Origin of the sequence: Nocardioides sp., assembly GCF_035481145.1 — a bacterium.
Classification (GTDB): Bacteria; Actinomycetota; Actinomycetes; order Propionibacteriales; family Nocardioidaceae; genus Nocardioides.
In genome coordinates this window covers 19,979-37,265 of the sequence record NZ_DATIHB010000064.1, presented here as the reverse complement: position 1 = coordinate 37,265, position 17,287 = coordinate 19,979, and the positions used below count along the sequence as shown (strand labels likewise).

The 17,287-nt window shown below is 70.2% G+C and carries 15 protein-coding genes and 1 tRNA gene; 5 read left to right on the top strand and 11 right to left on the bottom strand.

Translation table 11 applies throughout. The annotated features are described in order from the left end of the window. Positions 1-70: 70 nt before the first annotated feature. Positions 71-886, top strand: a complete 816-nt coding sequence (locus tag VLF38_RS05405; RefSeq protein ID WP_325270259.1) for a class I SAM-dependent methyltransferase — start codon at positions 71-73, stop codon at positions 884-886. 21 nt (positions 887-907) lie between these two features. Here the strand turns inward: VLF38_RS05405 and VLF38_RS05400 are convergent, their stop codons facing one another. Both VLF38_RS05400 and VLF38_RS05395 read right to left on the bottom strand, forming a co-directional pair. After that, the gene (locus VLF38_RS05400; RefSeq protein ID WP_325270258.1) at positions 908-3,319 is read right to left on the bottom strand and encodes a hypothetical protein; all 2,412 of its coding nucleotides are present in this window, start codon (positions 3,317-3,319) and stop codon (positions 908-910) included. Further along, entirely contained in the window at positions 3,316-3,831 is a 516-nt protein-coding gene (locus tag VLF38_RS05395) for a hypothetical protein (RefSeq protein WP_325270257.1), read from the bottom strand. Before VLF38_RS05395 ends, VLF38_RS05400 begins: the two co-directional genes overlap by 4 nt. Positions 3,832-4,030: 199 nt before the next feature. On the opposite strand from VLF38_RS05395, the gene VLF38_RS05390 reads away from it, so the two are divergent. After that, entirely contained in the window at positions 4,031-5,290 is a 1,260-nt protein-coding gene (locus tag VLF38_RS05390; RefSeq protein ID WP_325270256.1) for a polysaccharide biosynthesis protein, read from the top strand. A gap of 21 nt (positions 5,291-5,311) precedes the next feature. Here VLF38_RS05390 and polA read toward each other — a convergent pair whose 3' ends face one another. Continuing rightward, the gene (gene polA, locus VLF38_RS05385) at positions 5,312-8,005 is read right to left on the bottom strand and encodes a DNA polymerase I (protein ID WP_325270255.1); all 2,694 of its coding nucleotides are present in this window, start codon (positions 8,003-8,005) and stop codon (positions 5,312-5,314) included. A gap of 113 nt (positions 8,006-8,118) precedes the next feature. On the opposite strand from polA, the gene VLF38_RS05380 reads away from it, so the two are divergent. Beyond that, on the top strand, positions 8,119-8,472 hold the full coding sequence (locus tag VLF38_RS05380; RefSeq protein ID WP_325270277.1) for a hotdog fold thioesterase: 354 nt from the start codon (positions 8,119-8,121) through the stop codon (positions 8,470-8,472). Between the two features lie 30 nt (positions 8,473-8,502). Here VLF38_RS05380 and VLF38_RS05375 read toward each other — a convergent pair whose 3' ends face one another. The 7 genes from VLF38_RS05375 to VLF38_RS05345 all read right to left on the bottom strand — a co-directional run bounded on the left by VLF38_RS05375 (position 8,503) and on the right by VLF38_RS05345 (position 14,739). Next, the gene (locus VLF38_RS05375; protein ID WP_325270254.1) at positions 8,503-9,078 is read right to left on the bottom strand and encodes a GNAT family N-acetyltransferase; all 576 of its coding nucleotides are present in this window, start codon (positions 9,076-9,078) and stop codon (positions 8,503-8,505) included. Positions 9,079-9,148: 70 nt separating this feature from the next. After that, positions 9,149-9,868 carry an ABC transporter ATP-binding protein gene (locus tag VLF38_RS05370; RefSeq protein ID WP_325270253.1) on the bottom strand — a complete coding sequence of 240 codons (720 nt, stop codon included), beginning with the start codon at positions 9,866-9,868 and terminating at the stop codon, positions 9,149-9,151. After that, positions 9,858-10,637, bottom strand: a complete 780-nt coding sequence (locus tag VLF38_RS05365; protein WP_325270252.1) for an ABC transporter ATP-binding protein — start codon at positions 10,635-10,637, stop codon at positions 9,858-9,860. Before VLF38_RS05365 ends, VLF38_RS05370 begins: the two co-directional genes overlap by 11 nt. Then, positions 10,630-11,775 (bottom strand): branched-chain amino acid ABC transporter permease, encoded by a 1,146-nt coding sequence (locus tag VLF38_RS05360; RefSeq protein WP_325270251.1) that lies wholly within the window; start codon positions 11,773-11,775, stop codon positions 10,630-10,632. Before VLF38_RS05360 ends, VLF38_RS05365 begins: the two co-directional genes overlap by 8 nt. Continuing rightward, positions 11,772-12,767, bottom strand: a complete 996-nt coding sequence (locus VLF38_RS05355) for a branched-chain amino acid ABC transporter permease (protein WP_325270250.1) — start codon at positions 12,765-12,767, stop codon at positions 11,772-11,774. Before VLF38_RS05355 ends, VLF38_RS05360 begins: the two co-directional genes overlap by 4 nt. An 88-nt stretch (positions 12,768-12,855) precedes the next feature. Then, positions 12,856-13,992 carry a branched-chain amino acid ABC transporter substrate-binding protein gene (locus VLF38_RS05350; RefSeq protein WP_325270249.1) on the bottom strand — a complete coding sequence of 379 codons (1,137 nt, stop codon included), beginning with the start codon at positions 13,990-13,992 and terminating at the stop codon, positions 12,856-12,858. A gap of 147 nt (positions 13,993-14,139) precedes the next feature. Then, the gene (locus tag VLF38_RS05345; RefSeq protein WP_325270248.1) at positions 14,140-14,739 is read right to left on the bottom strand and encodes an ANTAR domain-containing response regulator; all 600 of its coding nucleotides are present in this window, start codon (positions 14,737-14,739) and stop codon (positions 14,140-14,142) included. 67 nt (positions 14,740-14,806) lie between these two features. Between VLF38_RS05345 and VLF38_RS05340 the strand changes: the two genes are divergently transcribed. Next, positions 14,807-14,879: transfer RNA gene (locus VLF38_RS05340), tRNA-Leu, on the top strand. A 63-nt stretch (positions 14,880-14,942) separates the two neighbouring features. On the opposite strand, the gene pyk is transcribed toward VLF38_RS05340, so the two are convergent. Next, the gene (gene pyk / locus VLF38_RS05335) at positions 14,943-16,403 is read right to left on the bottom strand and encodes a pyruvate kinase (protein WP_325270247.1); all 1,461 of its coding nucleotides are present in this window, start codon (positions 16,401-16,403) and stop codon (positions 14,943-14,945) included. A gap of 102 nt (positions 16,404-16,505) precedes the next feature. On the opposite strand from pyk, the gene VLF38_RS05330 reads away from it, so the two are divergent. Further along, positions 16,506-17,156 carry an SGNH/GDSL hydrolase family protein gene (locus VLF38_RS05330; RefSeq protein WP_325270246.1) on the top strand — a complete coding sequence of 217 codons (651 nt, stop codon included), beginning with the start codon at positions 16,506-16,508 and terminating at the stop codon, positions 17,154-17,156. The last annotated feature ends 131 nt before the right edge of the window (positions 17,157-17,287 follow it).

Sequence of the window (17,287 nt, the reverse complement as noted above, 5' to 3'; positions counted from 1 at the left end):
CCCGCGGAATGGGGAGAAGTCCCCTCAGGGCCCTGCGGCATGGGGAGAACTCCCCACTACGCTTCGGCGCATGGAGCAACAGCCGCACCGGCCGGTCCGCGTCGAGCGGCGCCCCGTGTCGGAGCAGGAGTCACGGCGCGCCAACGGACCCGACTGGGACAGCTATGCCGACGAGTACCAGTCCACGCACGGCGAGTTCCTCGGCGACGTCGGCTTCCTGTGGGGGCCCGAGGGCCTGACCGAGGAGCAGTTGCGGATCCTCGGTGACGACCTCGACGGCAAGGCCGTGCTCGAGGTCGGCAGCGGCGCGGGTCAGTGCTCGCGCTGGCTCGCCTCGCAGGGGGCGTGGGCGGTCGGACTCGACCTCAGCTTCCGGCAGCTGCAGCACTCGCTGCGCATCGACGACCAGTCCGGCATCTCCGTCCCGGTCGTGCACGGCACCGCCACCGACCTGCCGTTCGCCGACCGCAGCTTCGACATCGTCTTCTCGTCGTTCGGCGCGCTGCAGTTCGTGAAGGACATCGACCACATGGTCGGCGAGGCTGCGCGCGTGCTCCGGCCGGGTGGCACCTTCGCGTTCTCCATCACGCACCCCACACGCTGGATGTTCCCCGACGACCCCTCCGAGGAAGGGCTCGTCGCGTCGCAGTCCTACTGGGACCGCGCGCCGTACGTCGAGGTCGACGACGAGACAGGGGTCGTCTCCTACGTCGAGCACCACCGGACTCTCGGAGACTGGGTCACGATCCTGGCCGGCGCCGGCTTCCGAATCACCCGGCTCGAGGAGCCGGAGTGGCCCGAGGGCCACGAGCGGATCTGGGGTGGCTGGTCGCACGTGCGGGGGAAGTACACCCCCGGCACGGCGATCTTCGTCGCCACCGCCTGACCCGCCCGCGGCCCCTCAGCCTCAGGCCAGCAGCCGCCTCCGCAGCAGGAACGCACCGCCACCCGCGGCGAGCAGAACGGACCCACCGGCCGCACGCACCCAGTTGCGGCCGCCTTCCCCGTCCTCGGCCCCGATCACGTAGGTGTACGCCGTGAGCCCGGCGGCACCGGTGGGTGCGCCGTACGCCATCCGCTCGGCGTCGGCGCGCTTCGCCCCCTGCTCGAGGACGGCGTACAGCGTGCCGTAGTCCTGCGCCGTCGCCGCGCCCTTGCCGGCGATGACCCGCGTGCCCTCGTCGGAGAGGCGGCCCGCGCCATCGACCAGCTTCGGCGCACCGGCAGCCGCCTCGCCGAGGCCCTCGGCAAGACGCGTGGAGCCGTCAGCGGCGTCGCCCAGACCCTCCGCAAGGTCGTGTGCTCCTGTGTCGAGCTCGCCGAGGCCATCGGCGAGGTCACCCGCACCGGCGGCCAGCTGGCTTCCGCCGTCGTCGAGGAGCCCGAGACCGTGGACCAGCTCGGTGACGCCCGCGCTCAGCCGCAGCGTGCCCGTGCTCAGTGCGTTGGCACCGCACTGCAGGGTCTTGGTGGTGTCGCAGCCGGCGGCGCCCGTGCCGATGGCGCCGAGCAGCGTCGTGCGGATGTTGCTGCTGACCGCGTTGACCAGCTGCGGGATCCCGCCCTGCACCGCGAGGAGTGCCTCGCGCGCACCGCAGCCCGCCGGGTTCGCGGAGCAGGTCGCCGGGCTCACCCCGGCCGAGATCCGGGACCTCATCAGGTTGATGCCCGGGATCATGCGGTCGTCCCCCGCGTCGGAGAGCGCACCGAGGGCCTCCGAGGCCTGCTGGAGCTTCGTCGGAAGTGCCGTCAGGCTGGGGATGATGGCGTCGAGACTGGCGGAGCAGACCGGGTCGGTGGCGCACCCGGCCGACGTACGCGCGGCGTGCAGCGCAGCTCCGAGCGCGCCGGCGCCGGCACGCTGGCTGTCGATGCCCGCCTTGACGGTGTCGATGCCGTCCAGGATTCCGCACTTCGTGCCTGGAGCATTCACGCAGTCGGCACCGGCCGGGTAGCGCAGGCCGTAGGTGAGCCCCTTCAATCCGCCGAGCAGGGTGTTCTCGGCCGGGTTCGCACGCGGCTGGTCGGCCAGGGTGCCGATGCCGGCGAGCACGGCGCTGAGTGCGCCCGTCAGGGCCTGGTACTGCGGGTCCGCAGTGACCTGGGCCTGCACCTGCGCCGGCAGGTCCTCCACGCCGGCGTACAGCTTCTCGAGGCCGGCGGCCAGCGCCTTCTGGCCGGCAACGAGCTGCGCTGCGCCCGTGTCGAGCTTCGCGCCGCCGTCGTCCGCCTTCCCGATTCCAGCGCTGAGGTCGCCGGCGCCCGCCGCAAGCTTTCCGCTCCCCGCGAGGGCCTTGCCGGTGCCGTCCGCGAGCCGACCAGCGCCCGGCGCCGCCTTGCCGACAAGACCGGACTGGAGCTTCTCCGAGCCCGCCTGCAGCTGCAGCAGGCCGGCGAGCAGGTCGCTGGCCCCGTCGCGGAGCTTCAGCAGGTTGGAGTCGATCTCGAGGGCACCATCGGCCAGCTGCGCGCCCGTGTCCGCGCCCGACTGGTAGCTCGTCGCGGCAGTCTTGAAGCTCGGGCTCTTCAGCGGGTTGACCGGGAGCGCGCTGACGTCGATCCGCGGCACGACGCCATCGGTGATCGCGGCGGTGTAGCCAAACCTCGCCTCGGGCGACCCGATCGGCGGGAAGAGGGTCATGGTGAAGCTCAGCTTCGTGCCGCCGCGGCCGTCACCTGCCATGTTCGCCTGGTCGGACTGCACGTCCGCGAAGTTCGGGGGCGCCACGGTCGTGAGCGAGCCGACCATCGGGATGGCAACGTCGACCGTGCGCGTGACCGAGCCGCCCTTGCCATCGGGAACGGTCACCTCGCGAGACTCGGAGGTGGTGTTCTTCACGACGAACGTGACGTCGAGACGTCCGTCCTTGCCGACGACGTCGCCCGGCTTCACCTTCGTGCCGTTCAGCGAGTACTCCACGTCGATGTCGAGCGGAAGCTCGCCGTCGAAGTCACTGACGCTCCGGGCCCTCGTGGCCCCGTCGACGTCGAACGTGCCGACCTGCTCGCCGTCCTTGACCTCGAACCCGCCGAAGCCGTCGAGGTTGCGCAGGCCCTTGGTGGAGACCGGGTTCTCGACGTCGACCGTGCCCTTGCCGGTCAGGACGAGCTGCTCGTAGACCCGGCGCGACTCCACCCTGCCGTCGGCGTCCATGTAGACCTGCACGGTCTCGGTGTTGACCACGTCGACCTTGCCATCGCCGGTCGTGCCGGCTGCGAGGGCCACAGGACCGCTGGTCGTCAGCGCGGCGAGGGCGACCGCCGACGCGGCCGCAGCAGTACGCCGCGTCGTGCGGCTCATCGAGCGGAGCTTCCTCATCGGCCGGCCTCCGTCATGCCCTCGGAGTCGTCGAGCGGACGGATGAGCGAAGCGGCCAGGAACCCGACCCCGATCGTGAAGAGCAGGGTGGTCACGGCCGTCATCGAGGTGTCGATCATCTGCGACGGCGCCTCGGAGTAGGTGAGCTCGTAGCTGCCGGACAGGGCCGCCGTGCCGAGCAGAAGGCTCCACAACGGGACGCGCCCGCGGGCCACGGCCGCCACGACGGCACAGGCCATCACGACCAGGAAGGCGGCAACCGCCCGTCCTCCCGAGGTGTCAGGCAGCAGCAGGGCGCGGGCGGCGTACCCGACCCACGCGATCACGAAGCCGGCGCCGAAGCCGGCCAGCCGCATCGGTGCCGTGCGGTCGGGCACCAGGGCGACGACCGCGCCGAGCGCGGCACCCAGCAGCGCCACCGACTCGAGCTCGAGGCCGAGCGTCGCGCTCGACCAGACGACGAGGACCGCGGCAGTTGCCAGCAGCAGTCCGGACAACAGGTTGACGCGCATGGTCAGGCGTCCCTTCTCGGGCGCGCAGCGGCGCCCCATCCCTCCGTGCGGGCCTCCCAACCCGCAGCACCTACCGTCACCCCATGACAGTGCTACTGGACAGTAACATCGGCGTGTGATCCACACAACATCAGGGCTCCATCCGGCGTCTGTCGCGGGTTAACGATCTGGTCACGGACCCCGTGGGAGACTCGATCGCGTGAACCGCTTGCATGCCGCTGCCGACCGACTGCTCCGCAGCGGCAGCTCCATCGCGGTGGCCATGGCGGTGATGAGCGTCGCGACGTACGGCTTCACGATGATCGCGGCGCGCATGCTCGGCCCCGGCGCCTACGGCGCCCTCGTCGCCATGATGAACACCCTGCTCGTCATCTCTGTCCTGCAGCTCGGGCTGCAGGCCACCGCGGCCCGCAGGATCTCCTCCGCTCCCGGTCAGGTCGCCCAGATCGAGCACGGCATCCTCCGACTGAGCTGGCGGGCCTCCCTCGTGCTCGGCGCCGTGCTGCTCGCGCTCGCGCCCGCGATCGACCGGCTGCTCCGGCTCGACAGCCTGCCGACGGCGGCGATCCTCGCGCTCACCGCCGTCCCGATGACCATGCTCGGCGGGCAGCTCGGCATCCTCCAGGGCGAGCGGCGCTGGTACCCCCTCGCCGTCGTGTACGTCGCCAACGGACTCCCCCGCCTCCTGATCGGCGTGGCACTGCTGGCCTGGCGCCCCGACGAGCTGACCGCGATCGTGGCGGTCACCCTCGGCCAGGTCGTCCCCGTGGTCTGCGGCTGGTGGATCCTCCGTGGCGCGCGGACGTCGGAGGCCGACCTCGGCGACCACGGCGCCGCGTCCGTCCTCCGCGAGACGCTGCACAACTCCCAGGCGCTCCTGGCCTTCTTCGCGCTGTCGAACCTCGACATCCTCATCGCGCGCAACGTCCTGGACGACCACCTGGCAGGCCTGTACGCCGGTGGCCTCATCCTCACGAAGGCGGTGCTCTTCCTCCCGCAGTTCGTCGTGGTCGTCGCGTTCCCCACGATGTCGAGCGCGGGCGAGCGCCGTCGGGCCCTCACCCGGAGCCTGCTCGCCGTCGCCGGGCTCGGGCTCTGCGCGATCTTCGGTGCGCTGCTCCTGCCCCAGGTCGCGATGGTCTTCGTCGGCGGCGGCGCCTACGCCGCGATCGAGCCACGCCTGTGGGCGTTCGCGGTGCTGGGGACCCTGCTGTCGATGCTCCAGCTCCTGGTCTACGCGGTCATCGCCCGGCAGGGCCGGCACACCGTCCTGCTGGTCTGGGCTGGCCTCGCTGCCATGGTCGCGCTGGGCCTCACCACGAGCTCGCTCGGTGGCCTGCTCGCCGTCGTCGTCGGCGTCGATGCCGTCCTCTTCGTCGCCCTCGTCGCGATCAGCTACTGGCTCGTGGAGCAGCCGGCTCCCACGCCGAGCGACCAGCCGGTGCCGGCTCGCGCCTGAGCGGCCGTCAGCGGGTGTCCGTCAGTGAGCGGCGTCGTGCCAGGACCGGCCGGTGCCGACCGAGACGTCGAGGGGCACGGCGAGGTCCGCGGCGCCGCCCATGCGCTCGCGCACCAGGGCGGTGAGCGCCTCGGTCTCCCCCGGCGCCACCTCGAGCACGAGCTCGTCGTGCACCTGGAGCAGCATCCGTGAGCGGAGCCCGGCCTCGGCGATCGCCGCGTCGACGTCGAGCATGGCGACCTTGATCAGGTCGGCGGCGGAGCCCTGGATGGGTGCGTTGAGCGCCATCCGCTCGGCCATCTCGCGTCGCTGGCGGTTGTCGCTGGTCAGGTCGGGCAGGTAGCGGCGCCGCCCCATGATCGTCTCGGTGTAGCCCGAGCGCCGCGCCTCGTCGACGATGCCGCCGAGGTAGTCGCGGATGCCGCCGAAGGTCTCGAAGTACTCGTCCATGAGCACCCTCGCCTCGGCGGGCGTGATCTTGAGCTGCTGGCTCAGGCCGAAGGCGGAGAGGCCATAGGCGAGGCCGTAGTTCATGGCCTTGATCTTCGCCCGCTGCTCGACGCTGACCTCGGCGGCCGGCACCTCGAAGACCTTCGACGCCGTGATCGAGTGGAAGTCCTGGCCCGAGCGGAACGCCTCGATCAGGAGCTCGTCCTCGGAGAGGTGCGCCATGATCCGCATCTCGATCTGGCTGTAGTCGGTGGTCATCAGGACCTCGTAGCCCTCGCCGACCACGAACGCCTCACGGATCCGGCGGCCGGACTCCGTGCGGACGGGGATGTTCTGCAGGTTGGGGTCCGTGCTGGACAGGCGCCCGGTCGCTGCGATCAGCTGGTTGAAGGTCGTGTGGATCCGGCCGTCAGGCTGGACGGTCTTGAGCAGTCCCTCGACGGTCTGCCGCAGCCGGGTGACGTCACGGTGGCGCAGCAGGTGGAGCAGGAACGGGTGCTCGGTCTTCTCGAAGAGCCCCTGGAGCGCGTCGGCGTCGGTGGTCCAGCCGGTCTTGGTCTTCTTCGTCTTCGGCATGCCGAGCTCGTCGAAGAGGACCACCTGCAGCTGCTTGGGCGATCCGAGGTTGATCTCCTTGCCGATGACAGCGAAGGCCTCCTCGGCCGCGGCCCGGACCTCCACCCCGAAGTCGGCCTCGAGCCCCTCGAGGTGGGCCACGTCGACGGCGATGCCGGTGCGCTCCATCGCGGCCAGGTTGGCGATCAGCGGCAGCTCGACGTCGGCCATCAGCCGGGTGCCGCCGTGGTCCTCGACCTCCGCCGTCAGCACGACAGCCAGGTCGAGCACGGCGCGTGCCTGCAGCATCGCCGTGGTCGCGGCACTGTCGATGGCCCCCTCCCCGTCGAGGAAGGCGTCGTCGAAGAGCGCGTCCTGGTCCTGCGCGGCCTCCTGGCGCAGCTCGCGCTTGAGGTAGCGGAGCGTGAGGTCGCCGAGGTCGTAGGAGCGCTGGTCCGGCTGCACGAGGTACGCCGCCACGGCGGTGTCGGTGGCCAGGCCCGCCAGCGTCCACCCCTGGGCCGCGAGCGCGAGGACCGGCCCCTTCGCGTCGTGGAGCACCTTCGGTCGGTCGGCGTCAGCCAGCCAGACGGCGAGCGCGCTGTCGGCCTCCGGGGTCAGCCCCGCCGCGTCGACGTACGCCGCCCGGTCATCCGCCGTGGCCAGGGCGAGGCCCTCGACCCCGCCGGTACCCGAGCCCCAGGTGCCGCGCACCTGCACGCCGACCGGCTCGTTGCCCACCTCGGCGAGGAAGCCGGCCACCTCCTCGGGCGCGAGCACCCGCCCGTCGAGCGCGAAGCCGGTGTCGGCCTCGACCGGCTGCTCGGCGGCGCCGACCACGTCGAGGAGCCGGGTGCGCAGCTCACCGCGGAACTCGAGCTCGTCCAGGAGCTCCAGCCCGGTCGTGCGGTCCCACTCGGAGCGGACGAAGTCGATCGGCCCGACGGCCAGCGGGAGGTCGCAGACCAGGGCGTTGAGCCGGCGGTTGCGGAGCACGTCGGTCAGGTGGGCGCGGAGGTTCTCCCCCGCCTTGCCGCCCACCTTGTCGACGTGGGTGACCAGGTTGTCGAGGCCGTCGTAGGTCTGGATCCACTTCGCGGCGGTCTTCGGTCCGACACCCGGCACGCCGGGCAGGTTGTCGCTCGCCTCGCCCACCAGCGCGGCCAGTTCGGGGTAGCGGTGCGGGGGCACGCCGTACTTCTCCTCGACGGCTGCGGGCGTCATCCGGGCGAGGTCGGAGACACCGCGCATCGGGTAGAGGATCGTCGTCCGGTCGTTGACCAGCTGGAGGGAGTCGCGGTCGCCGGTGAGGACGAGCACGTCCATGTCCTCGGCGTTGGCCTGCGTGGCGAGCGTCGCGATGATGTCGTCCGCCTCGTAGCCCTCGTGGTGGAGCCAGGTGATGTTGAGGGCGTCGAGCATGCGCTGGATGAGCGGCAGCTGGCTCTTGAACTCATCGGGGGTCTTGTTGCGCTTCGCCTTGTACTCGCTGTACTCCGCCAGCCGGAAGGTCTGGCGACTCAGGTCGAAGGCGACCGCGACGTGGGTCGGCTGCTCGTCCCGCAGCACGTTGGCCAGCATCGAGGTGAACCCGTAGACAGCGTTGGTGTGCTGCCCTGCGGCGGTCGCGAAGTTCTCGACCGGCAGTGCGAAGAAGGCACGGTAGGCGAGCGAGTGGCCGTCGAGCAGGAGCAGGCGGGGGCTGGTCACAGGGGCGACCCTATCGTTGGGGCATGACTGCAAACGCTGTGCCCGACGACCTGACCGACCTGAGCATCGAGGAGTACAACCGCCTCTTCCCGGCGGGTGCCCTCAACGAGAAGATGGGCGTGCAGCTCCTCGAGGCCTCGGCGCAGCGCGTCGTGGGCACGATGCCCGTCGAGGGCAACACCCAGCCCTACGGCCTCCTGCACGGCGGGGCCTCGGTCGTGCTCGCCGAGACGCTCGGGTCGGTCGGCGGCTTCCTGCACGCGTGGCCCGAGAGGGTCTCGGTCGGGGTCGACATCAACGCCACCCACCACCGGTCGGCCACGAGCGGGATCGTCACGGGCACGGCCACGGCGATCCACCTGGGCCGCACGTCGGCGGCGTACGAGATCGTCATCACCGACGAGGCGGGCAAGCGGGTCTGCACCTCGCGGATCACGCTGGCGCTGATCCCGAACCCGACCCGCTGACCCTCGGGCGGAACTGCTCGGACGGACTGCTCAGACGGACTGGGAACGGCGCGTCGCGCGCCGGGCGGCCAGCACCTGACCCAGGTTGTTGCGCTGCCCGGCGCCGGAGCGGACCAGGGCGGGCACCTCCACCGGGAGCTTCGCCCGCAGGGCTGCGGTGGGCGCCGCGCGCACGACAGCGACAGGGCTGAGGCCGAGGCGCGCGAGGAACCGGCTCGACTCCCGCGAGGTGCCTCCCGCGACCGTCACCACGTGGCTGGTGCCGTGCTCCTCCGCCCAGCTCACGATGGCCTCCATGATCCCGCGCGCGACGCCGCGCCGGCGGAACGCCTCGTCGACCTTGAGCAGGTGGACGAAGACGGCCTGGTCGCTCGTCAGGGGCATCAGCGGGCCGAGCCTCAGGTAGGCCGCCCCCACGATCAGGTCGTCGACCACCGCGACGACGATCCGGTCGTTGCTCCCCGCGAGGACCTTGCGGATCGTCGACGGGATGTCGTGGCGTGCAGCCTCGTGCTGACCCAGCCGGCTGTCGGCGTGCCACAGCTCGGAAAGGCCAGCAGCGTCACCCGCCTCGACGCAGCGGATCTGGAACGGTGCACGGCTCACGAATACCTCCCGGATGCCGGTGATGCGAGGGGAAGCCTATGCCTCGGACAGTGGTGCTGTCTGCCGGGTCTCAGACATCGCCGCCGAGGTAGGCCGCCTTGACCGCCGGGTCACCCGCGAGCTCCTTGCCGCTGCCGGACCGGACGATCTCACCCGTCTCCAGGATGTGCGCCTCATGCGAGCGCTTGAGCGCCTGTGCGGCATTCTGCTCGACGAGGAGCACGGTCGTGCCCTGCTGGTTGATCTCGGTGATGATCGAGAAGATCTGCTGGATCAGCTTGGGCGCCAGGCCCATCGACGGCTCGTCGAGCAGCAGGAGCTTGGGGCGGGCCATGAGCGCACGACCCATCGCCAGCATCTGCTGCTCACCGCCGGACATCGTGCCGCTGACCTGGTCGATCCGCTCCTGGAGGCGCGGGAAGAGGGTGAGCACGCGGTCCAGGTCCTCCCGGTACGCCGCCGACTTGCGGTCCTTGCGGGAGTACGCCCCCATCTCGAGGTTCTCCCGCACCGTCATGCCGATGAAGCAGCGACGACCCTCCGGCGACTGCCCGATGCCGAGCGTCACGCGGTCGTACGGTGCGAGGGCGGTGATGTCCTTGCCCTCGAACCGCACCGAGCCGGCCCGCACCTTGCGCAGGCCCGAGATGGTCTTCAGCGTCGTCGTCTTGCCGGCCCCGTTGGCACCGATCAGCGTGGTGACCGTGCCCTCGGGGACCGAGAAGCTGATGTCACGGATGGCCTCGATGTGCCCGTAGTTGACGCACAGGCCCTCGACCTCAAGAAGCATCTTCTTCGTCCACTCCCAGGTAGGCGGCGATGACCGCGGGGTTGTCACGGATCTCGGCAGGGCTGCCCTCGGCGATCTTGCGACCGAACTCGAGCACGACGATGCGGTCGGTGACGCCCATGACCAGCTTCATGTCGTGCTCGATGAGCAGGACGGTGAAACCTTGGTCGCGCACCTTGCGGATCAGGTTCATCAGCTCGACCTTCTCGGCCGGGTTGAAGCCGGCGGCCGGCTCGTCCAGGCAGATCAGCTTCGGTTGCGTCGCCATCGCACGCGCGATCTCGAGACGGCGCTGGTCGCCGTACGAGAGGTTCGACGCGAGCTCGTCGGCCTTGCCGGCGATGCCCATGAAGCGCAGCAGCTCCATCGCCCGGGTGTGGCCGTCGTCCTCCTCGCGGCGGTGCTTCGGCAGCCGGAAGAGTGCCGTCAGCATGCCCGTGGAGTGCTGGGCGTCCGCGCCGACCAGGACGTTCTCCAAGGCGGTCATGGCCGGGAAGAGCCGGATGTTCTGGAACGTCCGGGCGATGCCGTTCTTGGTGATCTGGTGCTTCTTCATGCCGACGATGGAGGCGCCGCGGAAGCGGATCCCGCCCGACGTCGGGCGGTAGACGCCGGTGACGGCGTTGAAGCACGTGGTCTTGCCCGCTCCGTTGGGACCGATGAGGCCGAGGATCTCGCCCTCCTCGATGCGGAACGAGACGTCATCGAGGGCCGTCAGGCCGCCGAAGCGGAGCGTGAGGTTCTCGACCTCCAGGATCGTCTCAGCCACGAGCGACCTCCTCCTCCTGAGAGCCCGGATCGGTGCCCTCTTCGAGTTGTTCGATCTCCTGCTGCGCCTGCCGCGCCCGGACCGTACGCCGTGGGGGCAGCAGGCCCTGCGGGCGCACGGTGGCCAGGACGACGAGCGCGAGACCGAAAGCCAGCACGCGGAAGTCGTCGAACTCGCGGAAGCGCTGCGGAAGGTAGGCGACCAGGGCAGCACCCAGCAGGACGCCCCACCGGTTGCCCTGGCCACCGACGACGACGGCCGCCAGGTAGAGGATCGAGAAGAGCAGCAGGAACGACTGCGGGTTGATGAAGCCCTGGCGCGTCGCGTAGAGCGCCCCGGCGAATCCGCCCACGAACGCGCCGGTCGCGAAGGCCAGCAGCTTGAACTTGAACGTCGGCACGCCCATCAGCTCGGCGGCGTCCTCGTCCTCACGGGTCGCCTCCCATGCACGCCCGACCCGACTGTTCTTGATCAGCACGTCCGCGAAGAGGATGACGATGACGGCCGTCAGGCCCATCCAGTAGAACGGGATCTGGTCGCTGTAGCTGAACCGCAGGAACGACGTCGTGTCGTCGGTGTCGAGCAACACGGTGCCATTGCCCCAGAAGAGGTGCGGCACGTCGAACATCCCCTGGTCGCCGCCGATGTTGGGCGGGAGCTTGATGTTCTTGATGCCGCGGGCGTCGCCGAGCCATTCGATGTTGGTCGCGACCAGGCGGATGATCTCGCCGAAGCCGAGCGTGACGATCGCGAGGTAGTCGCCACGGACCCGGAGCGTGGGCGCGCCGAGGATCACCCCGGAGATCATCGCGGCGAGCACCGCGACCGGGATCGCGGCCAGCAGCGGCCAGTTGGCGTGGAACGACGTCAGGATCGCGACGGTATAGGCGCCGATCGCGTAGAAGCCGACGTAGCCCAGGTCGAGGAGGCCCGCGTAGCCGACGACGATGTTGAGGCCGAGCGCGACGAGGCAGTAGATCGTGACGGTGAAGAGCACACCGCCGAAGTCGACACCGGGCGTCGAGATGAACGGCGGCTCCAGCACGGGGAGCGCGTAGGCGAGCAGCGCGAAGGCGAGCCAGAGCAGGATCTTGACCGGCTTGGGCAGGTGCGCCACGCGCGAGAGCGGGTTGTTCATGCGCGCGCCTTTCCGAGGGACTCACCGAGGATGCCGGTGGGTCGCACGAGCAGGATCAGGACGAGCAGGACGAAGGCGATCACGTCGCGCCACTCGCTGCCGATGATCGCCTGACCCCAGTTCTCGGCCACGCCGAGGACGAGGCCGCCGAGCAGGGCACCCCGCAGGTTGCCGATGCCGCCGAGCACAGCGGCGGTGAACGCCTTGACGCCGAGCAGGAAGCCGACGTCGTAGATCGTGGTCTCGATCTTGAGCATGTAGAGGAACGCTGCGACACCGGCCATGAGGCCGCCGATGAGGAAGGTGATCTGGATGGTCCGGGTCGGGTTTACACCCATCAGCGCCGCGGTCTCGGGGTCCTGCGCCGTAGCGCGGATGCCCTTGCCCAGGCGGGACCGGCGGACGAACTGGTCGAGCAGGATCATCATGCCGATCGCGGCGACGATAACGATCAGGTCGATCGACGAGAGCGTCATGAAGCCGAGGTCCCACCGCGGAGCGTCGATGACACCGGCCATCGAGTTGTTGATGCGGGCCTTGCCGACGTACGCCGACAGGGTGTCGTCGAGACCCACCCACTCCGCGATCCGGTCACGCAGACCCATGATCTCGGCGAGGACGAACGACGCGCCGATCGCGGAGATCAGGGCGATCAGTCGTGGGGCGTTGCGCTTGATCAGCGGCCGGTAGGCGACGCGCTCGAGCAGCAGGGCGATCACTGCCGACATCGCCATCGCCGCGACCAGCGCCGCCAGGAGGATCGCGACGAGCTTGATGCCGTCTGCCTGGGCACCCCCGAGGGCCATCACCGTCCAGAGCATGGCGAACGTGCCGTACATGAAGACCTCGGAGTGCGCGAAGTTGATCAGCTGCAGCACGCCGTAGACCATCGTGTAGCCGAGCGCGATCAGCGCGTAGATGGCACCGAAGGCCAGCCCTGTCACGGTGAGTGACGGCAGGTTGTTGAAGAAGAATTCGAAGTTCAGGTTCACGCGATCCTCCTGGCCGACCCGGACATGGACGCGGCCGGGGAGATGATCCCCGGCCGCGTCGCTGTCACGAGCTCAGACGTCGTCGTACTTACTTGATCTCGCCCTCGGCGACGATCTTGCCGTCCTTGACGGTGTACGCGTAGACGTGGACGTCGGCGGGCTCACCGGCCTCGTCGAACTTGAGCTGCTTGGTGATGCCCTTCGTGTCGTAGGCGTTGACGAACTCGAGCATCTTCTCGCGGGTGTCGGCGCCGTCCTCGAGACCGTCGAGGAAGATGTTCGCCGCGTCGTAGGCCTCGGCGGCGTAGGTGCCGGGCGCCTCGCCGAACTCGTCCTCGTACTGCTTCGCGAAGTCGGCCACGGCGGGGTCGGTGTCCGGGATGCACGGGCAGGTGATGATCGTGCCCTCAGCGGCCTTGCCCGCGTCGAGGTACGCCGGGTCCTTCACGCCGTCGGCGACGACGAAGGTGCCGTCGAAGCCGCCCTTGCGGAGCTGACCGATCAGGATGGTCGCCTCGGCGTAGTAGCCGCCGAAGAAGACGGTGTCAGCGCCCGACGAGGTCACCTTGGTCACCACGGCCGAGAAGTCGGTCTGCTTGGCCTGGATGGTGTCGGTCTCGACCACGGCGGCGCCGAGGTCCTTCTCCACGATGCCGGCGAGGCCGGCGCCGTACTCGGACGCGTCGTCGATGACGAAGACCTTCTTGGCCTTCAGCCCCTCCTTGATGTACTTCGCGGCGGCCGGGCCCTGGGTGGCGTCGTTGCCGAGCGCACGGTGGAAGGTGTCCCAGCCGTTCTCCGAGAGACCCGGGTTGGTGCCCGACGGGGTGATCGTCGGCAGGCCCTCGTTGGCGAAGATCGGGCCGGCGGCCGCGCCCTCACCCGAGAAGGCCGGTCCGACGACGCCGATCAGGGCGTCATCGGCAGCAGCGTCCGTGGCCAGGGACGGGGCCTCGTCACCACTGCCCTGGGAGTCGTACTTGACGTACTCGACCTCGCAGTCGGCGTCTTCGTTGTACTGGTCGATCGCGAGCTGGGCGCCCTGGATGATCGGCTTGCCGAGGCCCGCCGCCGGTCCGGTCTCCGGACCGAAGAAGGCGAGCTTGACGTCACAGTCGTCGCCGGTCGCGCCGTTGTCGCTGGTCGTGCCGCAGGAGGTCAGCGACGCGGCGGCGAGGCCGACGCCGGCGATCAGGCCGGCAACACGCTTCGAGGAAAGGAACACGTTTGTTTCTCCGATCGATGAGTGCGGACGGCGATGTCCGCGATCGGAGGCAACGTAGCGTGTGACCCAGCCCACCCGACAGGGAAGACGCGCCGGGTTGCCGGATTGTGACCGAACTTTTGTCCGATTGGACGACGGACGGGCCTGTCAGGCGCCCGCAGCGCCCGTCGCGCCGTGCTCGACGACGCCGTCCGCGACCTGGCGCATCGAGAGGCGCAGGTCCATCGCGGTCTTCTGGATCCAGCGGAACGCGTCGGGCTCGCTGAGGCCGAGATCCTTCTGCAGCACACCCTTGGCCCGGTCGACCGCCTTGCGGGTCTCGAGCCGCTCGGTGAGGTCACCGACCTCGGCCTCGAGGGCGGCGACCTCGCGGAACCTGCTCACGGCCATCTCGATCGCCGGCACCAGGTCGTTGCGGCTGAACGGCTTCACGAGGTAGGCCATCGCACCTGCGTCACGCGCCCGCTCCACCAGCTCGCGCTGCGCGAACGCGGTCAGGATCACCACGGGCGCGATCCGCTCCCCCGCGATCCGCTGCGCGGCGGCGATGCCGTCGAGCTTCGGCATCTTCACGTCGAGCACGACGAGATCCGGCCGCAGCTCCTCGGCCAGCGCGATCGCCTGCTCGCCGTCCGCGGCCTGGCCGACCACGTCGTACCCCTCCTCGGCGAGCATCTCGGCGAGGTCCATGCGGATGAGGGCCTCGTCCTCGGCGATGAGGACGCGGCGGGGTGCGGTGCTGGTCACGGCCGCAAGGCTAGCCGCCCGGCGTACGACGCGCGACTGCGATGCGGCTAGGGTTGGCGCCGCTGCCGCCCCGGTATCCCAACGGCAGAGGAAGCGGTCTCAAACACCGTCCAGTGTGGGTTCGAATCCCACCCGGGGCACAAAAGCCGTCGCACGCACCGAGCTGGGATCGGTGCGTGCGACGGCAAGGCTGAGGACGAGGGTCAGTCGGCCTTCTTGGCCGCGCGACGGTAGGCCGGCGCGACCTCGTTGATGGCGTCGCCCATGCGGTGCACCCGCAGCGCGTTGGTCGATCCGGGGATGCCCGGGGGCGAGCCGGCGATGATGACGACGAGGTCGCCCTCGTCGACGCGACCGCTGGCGAGCAGCGCCTCGTCGACCTGGCGGACCATCTCGTCGGTGTGCTCGACGACCGCGGTCTGGAAGACCTCGACGCCCCACGCGAGGCAGAGCTGCGAGCGCGTGTCGGCCTCCGGGGTGAAGGCCAGGATCGGGATCCGGCCGCGGTAGCGCGAGAGCCGGCGGGCGGAGTCGCCGCTTGTGGTGAAGGCGACGATGTACTTCGCGTTGACCCGCTCGGCGACCTCGGCGGCGGCCTTGGCGATGACGCCACCCGTCGTACGCGGGTTCCAGTTGATCAGGGCCATGTGCTCGAGGCCGTGGTCCTCGGCGGAGGTCGCGATGCGCACCATCGTCTGCACCGCCGTGATCGGGTGCGCGCCGACGCTGGTCTCGCCCGAGAGCATGACGCAGTCGGCGCCGTCGATGATCGCGTTGGCGACGTCGGAGGCCTCGGCGCGCGTCGGGGCGGGCGAGCCGATCATCGACTCGAGCATCTGGGTGGCCACGATGACCGGCTTGGCGTGGCGACGGGCCTTCTCGATGACCGACTTCTGGATGAAGGGGACCTCCTCGAGGGGGCACTCGACGCCGAGGTCACCGCGGGCGACCATCAGGCCGTCGAAGGCGTCGACGATCTCGTCGATCGCGTCGACCGCCTGCGGCTTCTCGATCTTGCCGATGACCGGAACCATCCGGCCCTCCTCGCGCATGATCACGCGGACGTCCTCGGCGTCAGCCGCGTTGCGGACGAACGAGAGCGCGATGAAGTCGACACCCAGCTGCAGCGCGAAGCGGAGGTCCTCGACGTCCTTCTCCGACATCGCCGGCACGGAGACGGGGACGCCGGGCAGGTTGATGCCCTTGTTGTTGCTCACCGTGCCCGCCACGACGACCTGGGTCTGCACGTCGGTGTCGCTGACGCCGGTGACGACCAGGCGGACCTTGCCGTCGTCGATCAGGATCGGGTCGCCGATCTTCACGTCGCCGGGCAGGCCCTTGTACGTCGTGCCGCACTCGCTGTGGTTGCCGTCGACGTCGCGCGTGGTGATCGTCCAGCGCTGGCCCTGCTCGAGGTCGACCGGCCCGTCGGAGAAGCGCTCGAGCCGGATCTTCGGCCCCTGCAGGTCGGCGAAGATGCCGACCGAGCGGCCGGCCTCCTCGGCCGCGTCGCGGACGAGGCGGTAGATCCGGGAGTGGTCGTCGTGCGACCCATGGCTCATGTTCATCCGTGCCACGTCCATGCCCGCGTCGACGAGGGCCCGGATCTTCTCCGGGGTCCCGACGGCAGGGCCGAGGGTGCACACGATCTTTGCTCTCCGCACACCGTGACACTAGCGTGCTCAGCCGCTCACTGACAGCCGGGAGGACATACTTCCGTCCTTCGGACAGCAAAAGTGCAGGAGCGCGACCCCTAGGGTTGCCCCGTGAACAGCCGCTTCCCCGTGCTCGCCGCCCGCGCCGCTGCTGCGGAGGCGCGTCGACAGACCTTCCTCATCGTGCTCGCGGGCTCATCCACCACCGCCGGCACCGGCTCCTCGGACCGTGGTCGGCGCTCGTACGCAGCCACGCTGGAGCGCGCCGTACGGTCCCGGCACCCGCGGGCGCGCTTCGAGAACCACGGCGTCGGTGGCACGACCGCCGCGACCTATCTGCCCGACGCCCTCTGCGACGCCCTCGCTGCGCAGGCCCCGGCAGCCGTGATCCACATGGTCGGCGGCAACGACTACGCCCGCGGCGTCGGACCGTCGGCGTACGGCGAGGCGCTGCGCGACCGGCTCGACCGGATCGACCGCGCCGCCCCGCTCCCCTGCCAGCACGTCCTCGTGCACACCTTCGCCCGTCCCGACGTACGGGAGCCGGCGGCGCCGTGGAGCGCCTTCCGGGCCGAGCTCCACGCGGCGGTGGAGGGTCGACACAACAGGGCGATCATCGACGTCGCCGACGACTTCGCCTCCGTCGGCGTCGGCTTCGAGGGCACCGATCCGATCGGCCTGCTGGCCACGGACGGCATCCACCCCGGCGACGGCGGCCACCGGCTCCTGGCCCGCTACGTCGCGGGCGCCCTGCTCGCCTGACGCCGAGAGGGCGCCAACCTGCAGCAGACGTGCGCCGAGGCGGCGCGAACCTGCACGGAAATGCCACCGAGGCGGCGCAAACCTCTGCAGGTTCGCGCCGCCTCGGCGTCTGGTGCGTGCAAGTACGCGCC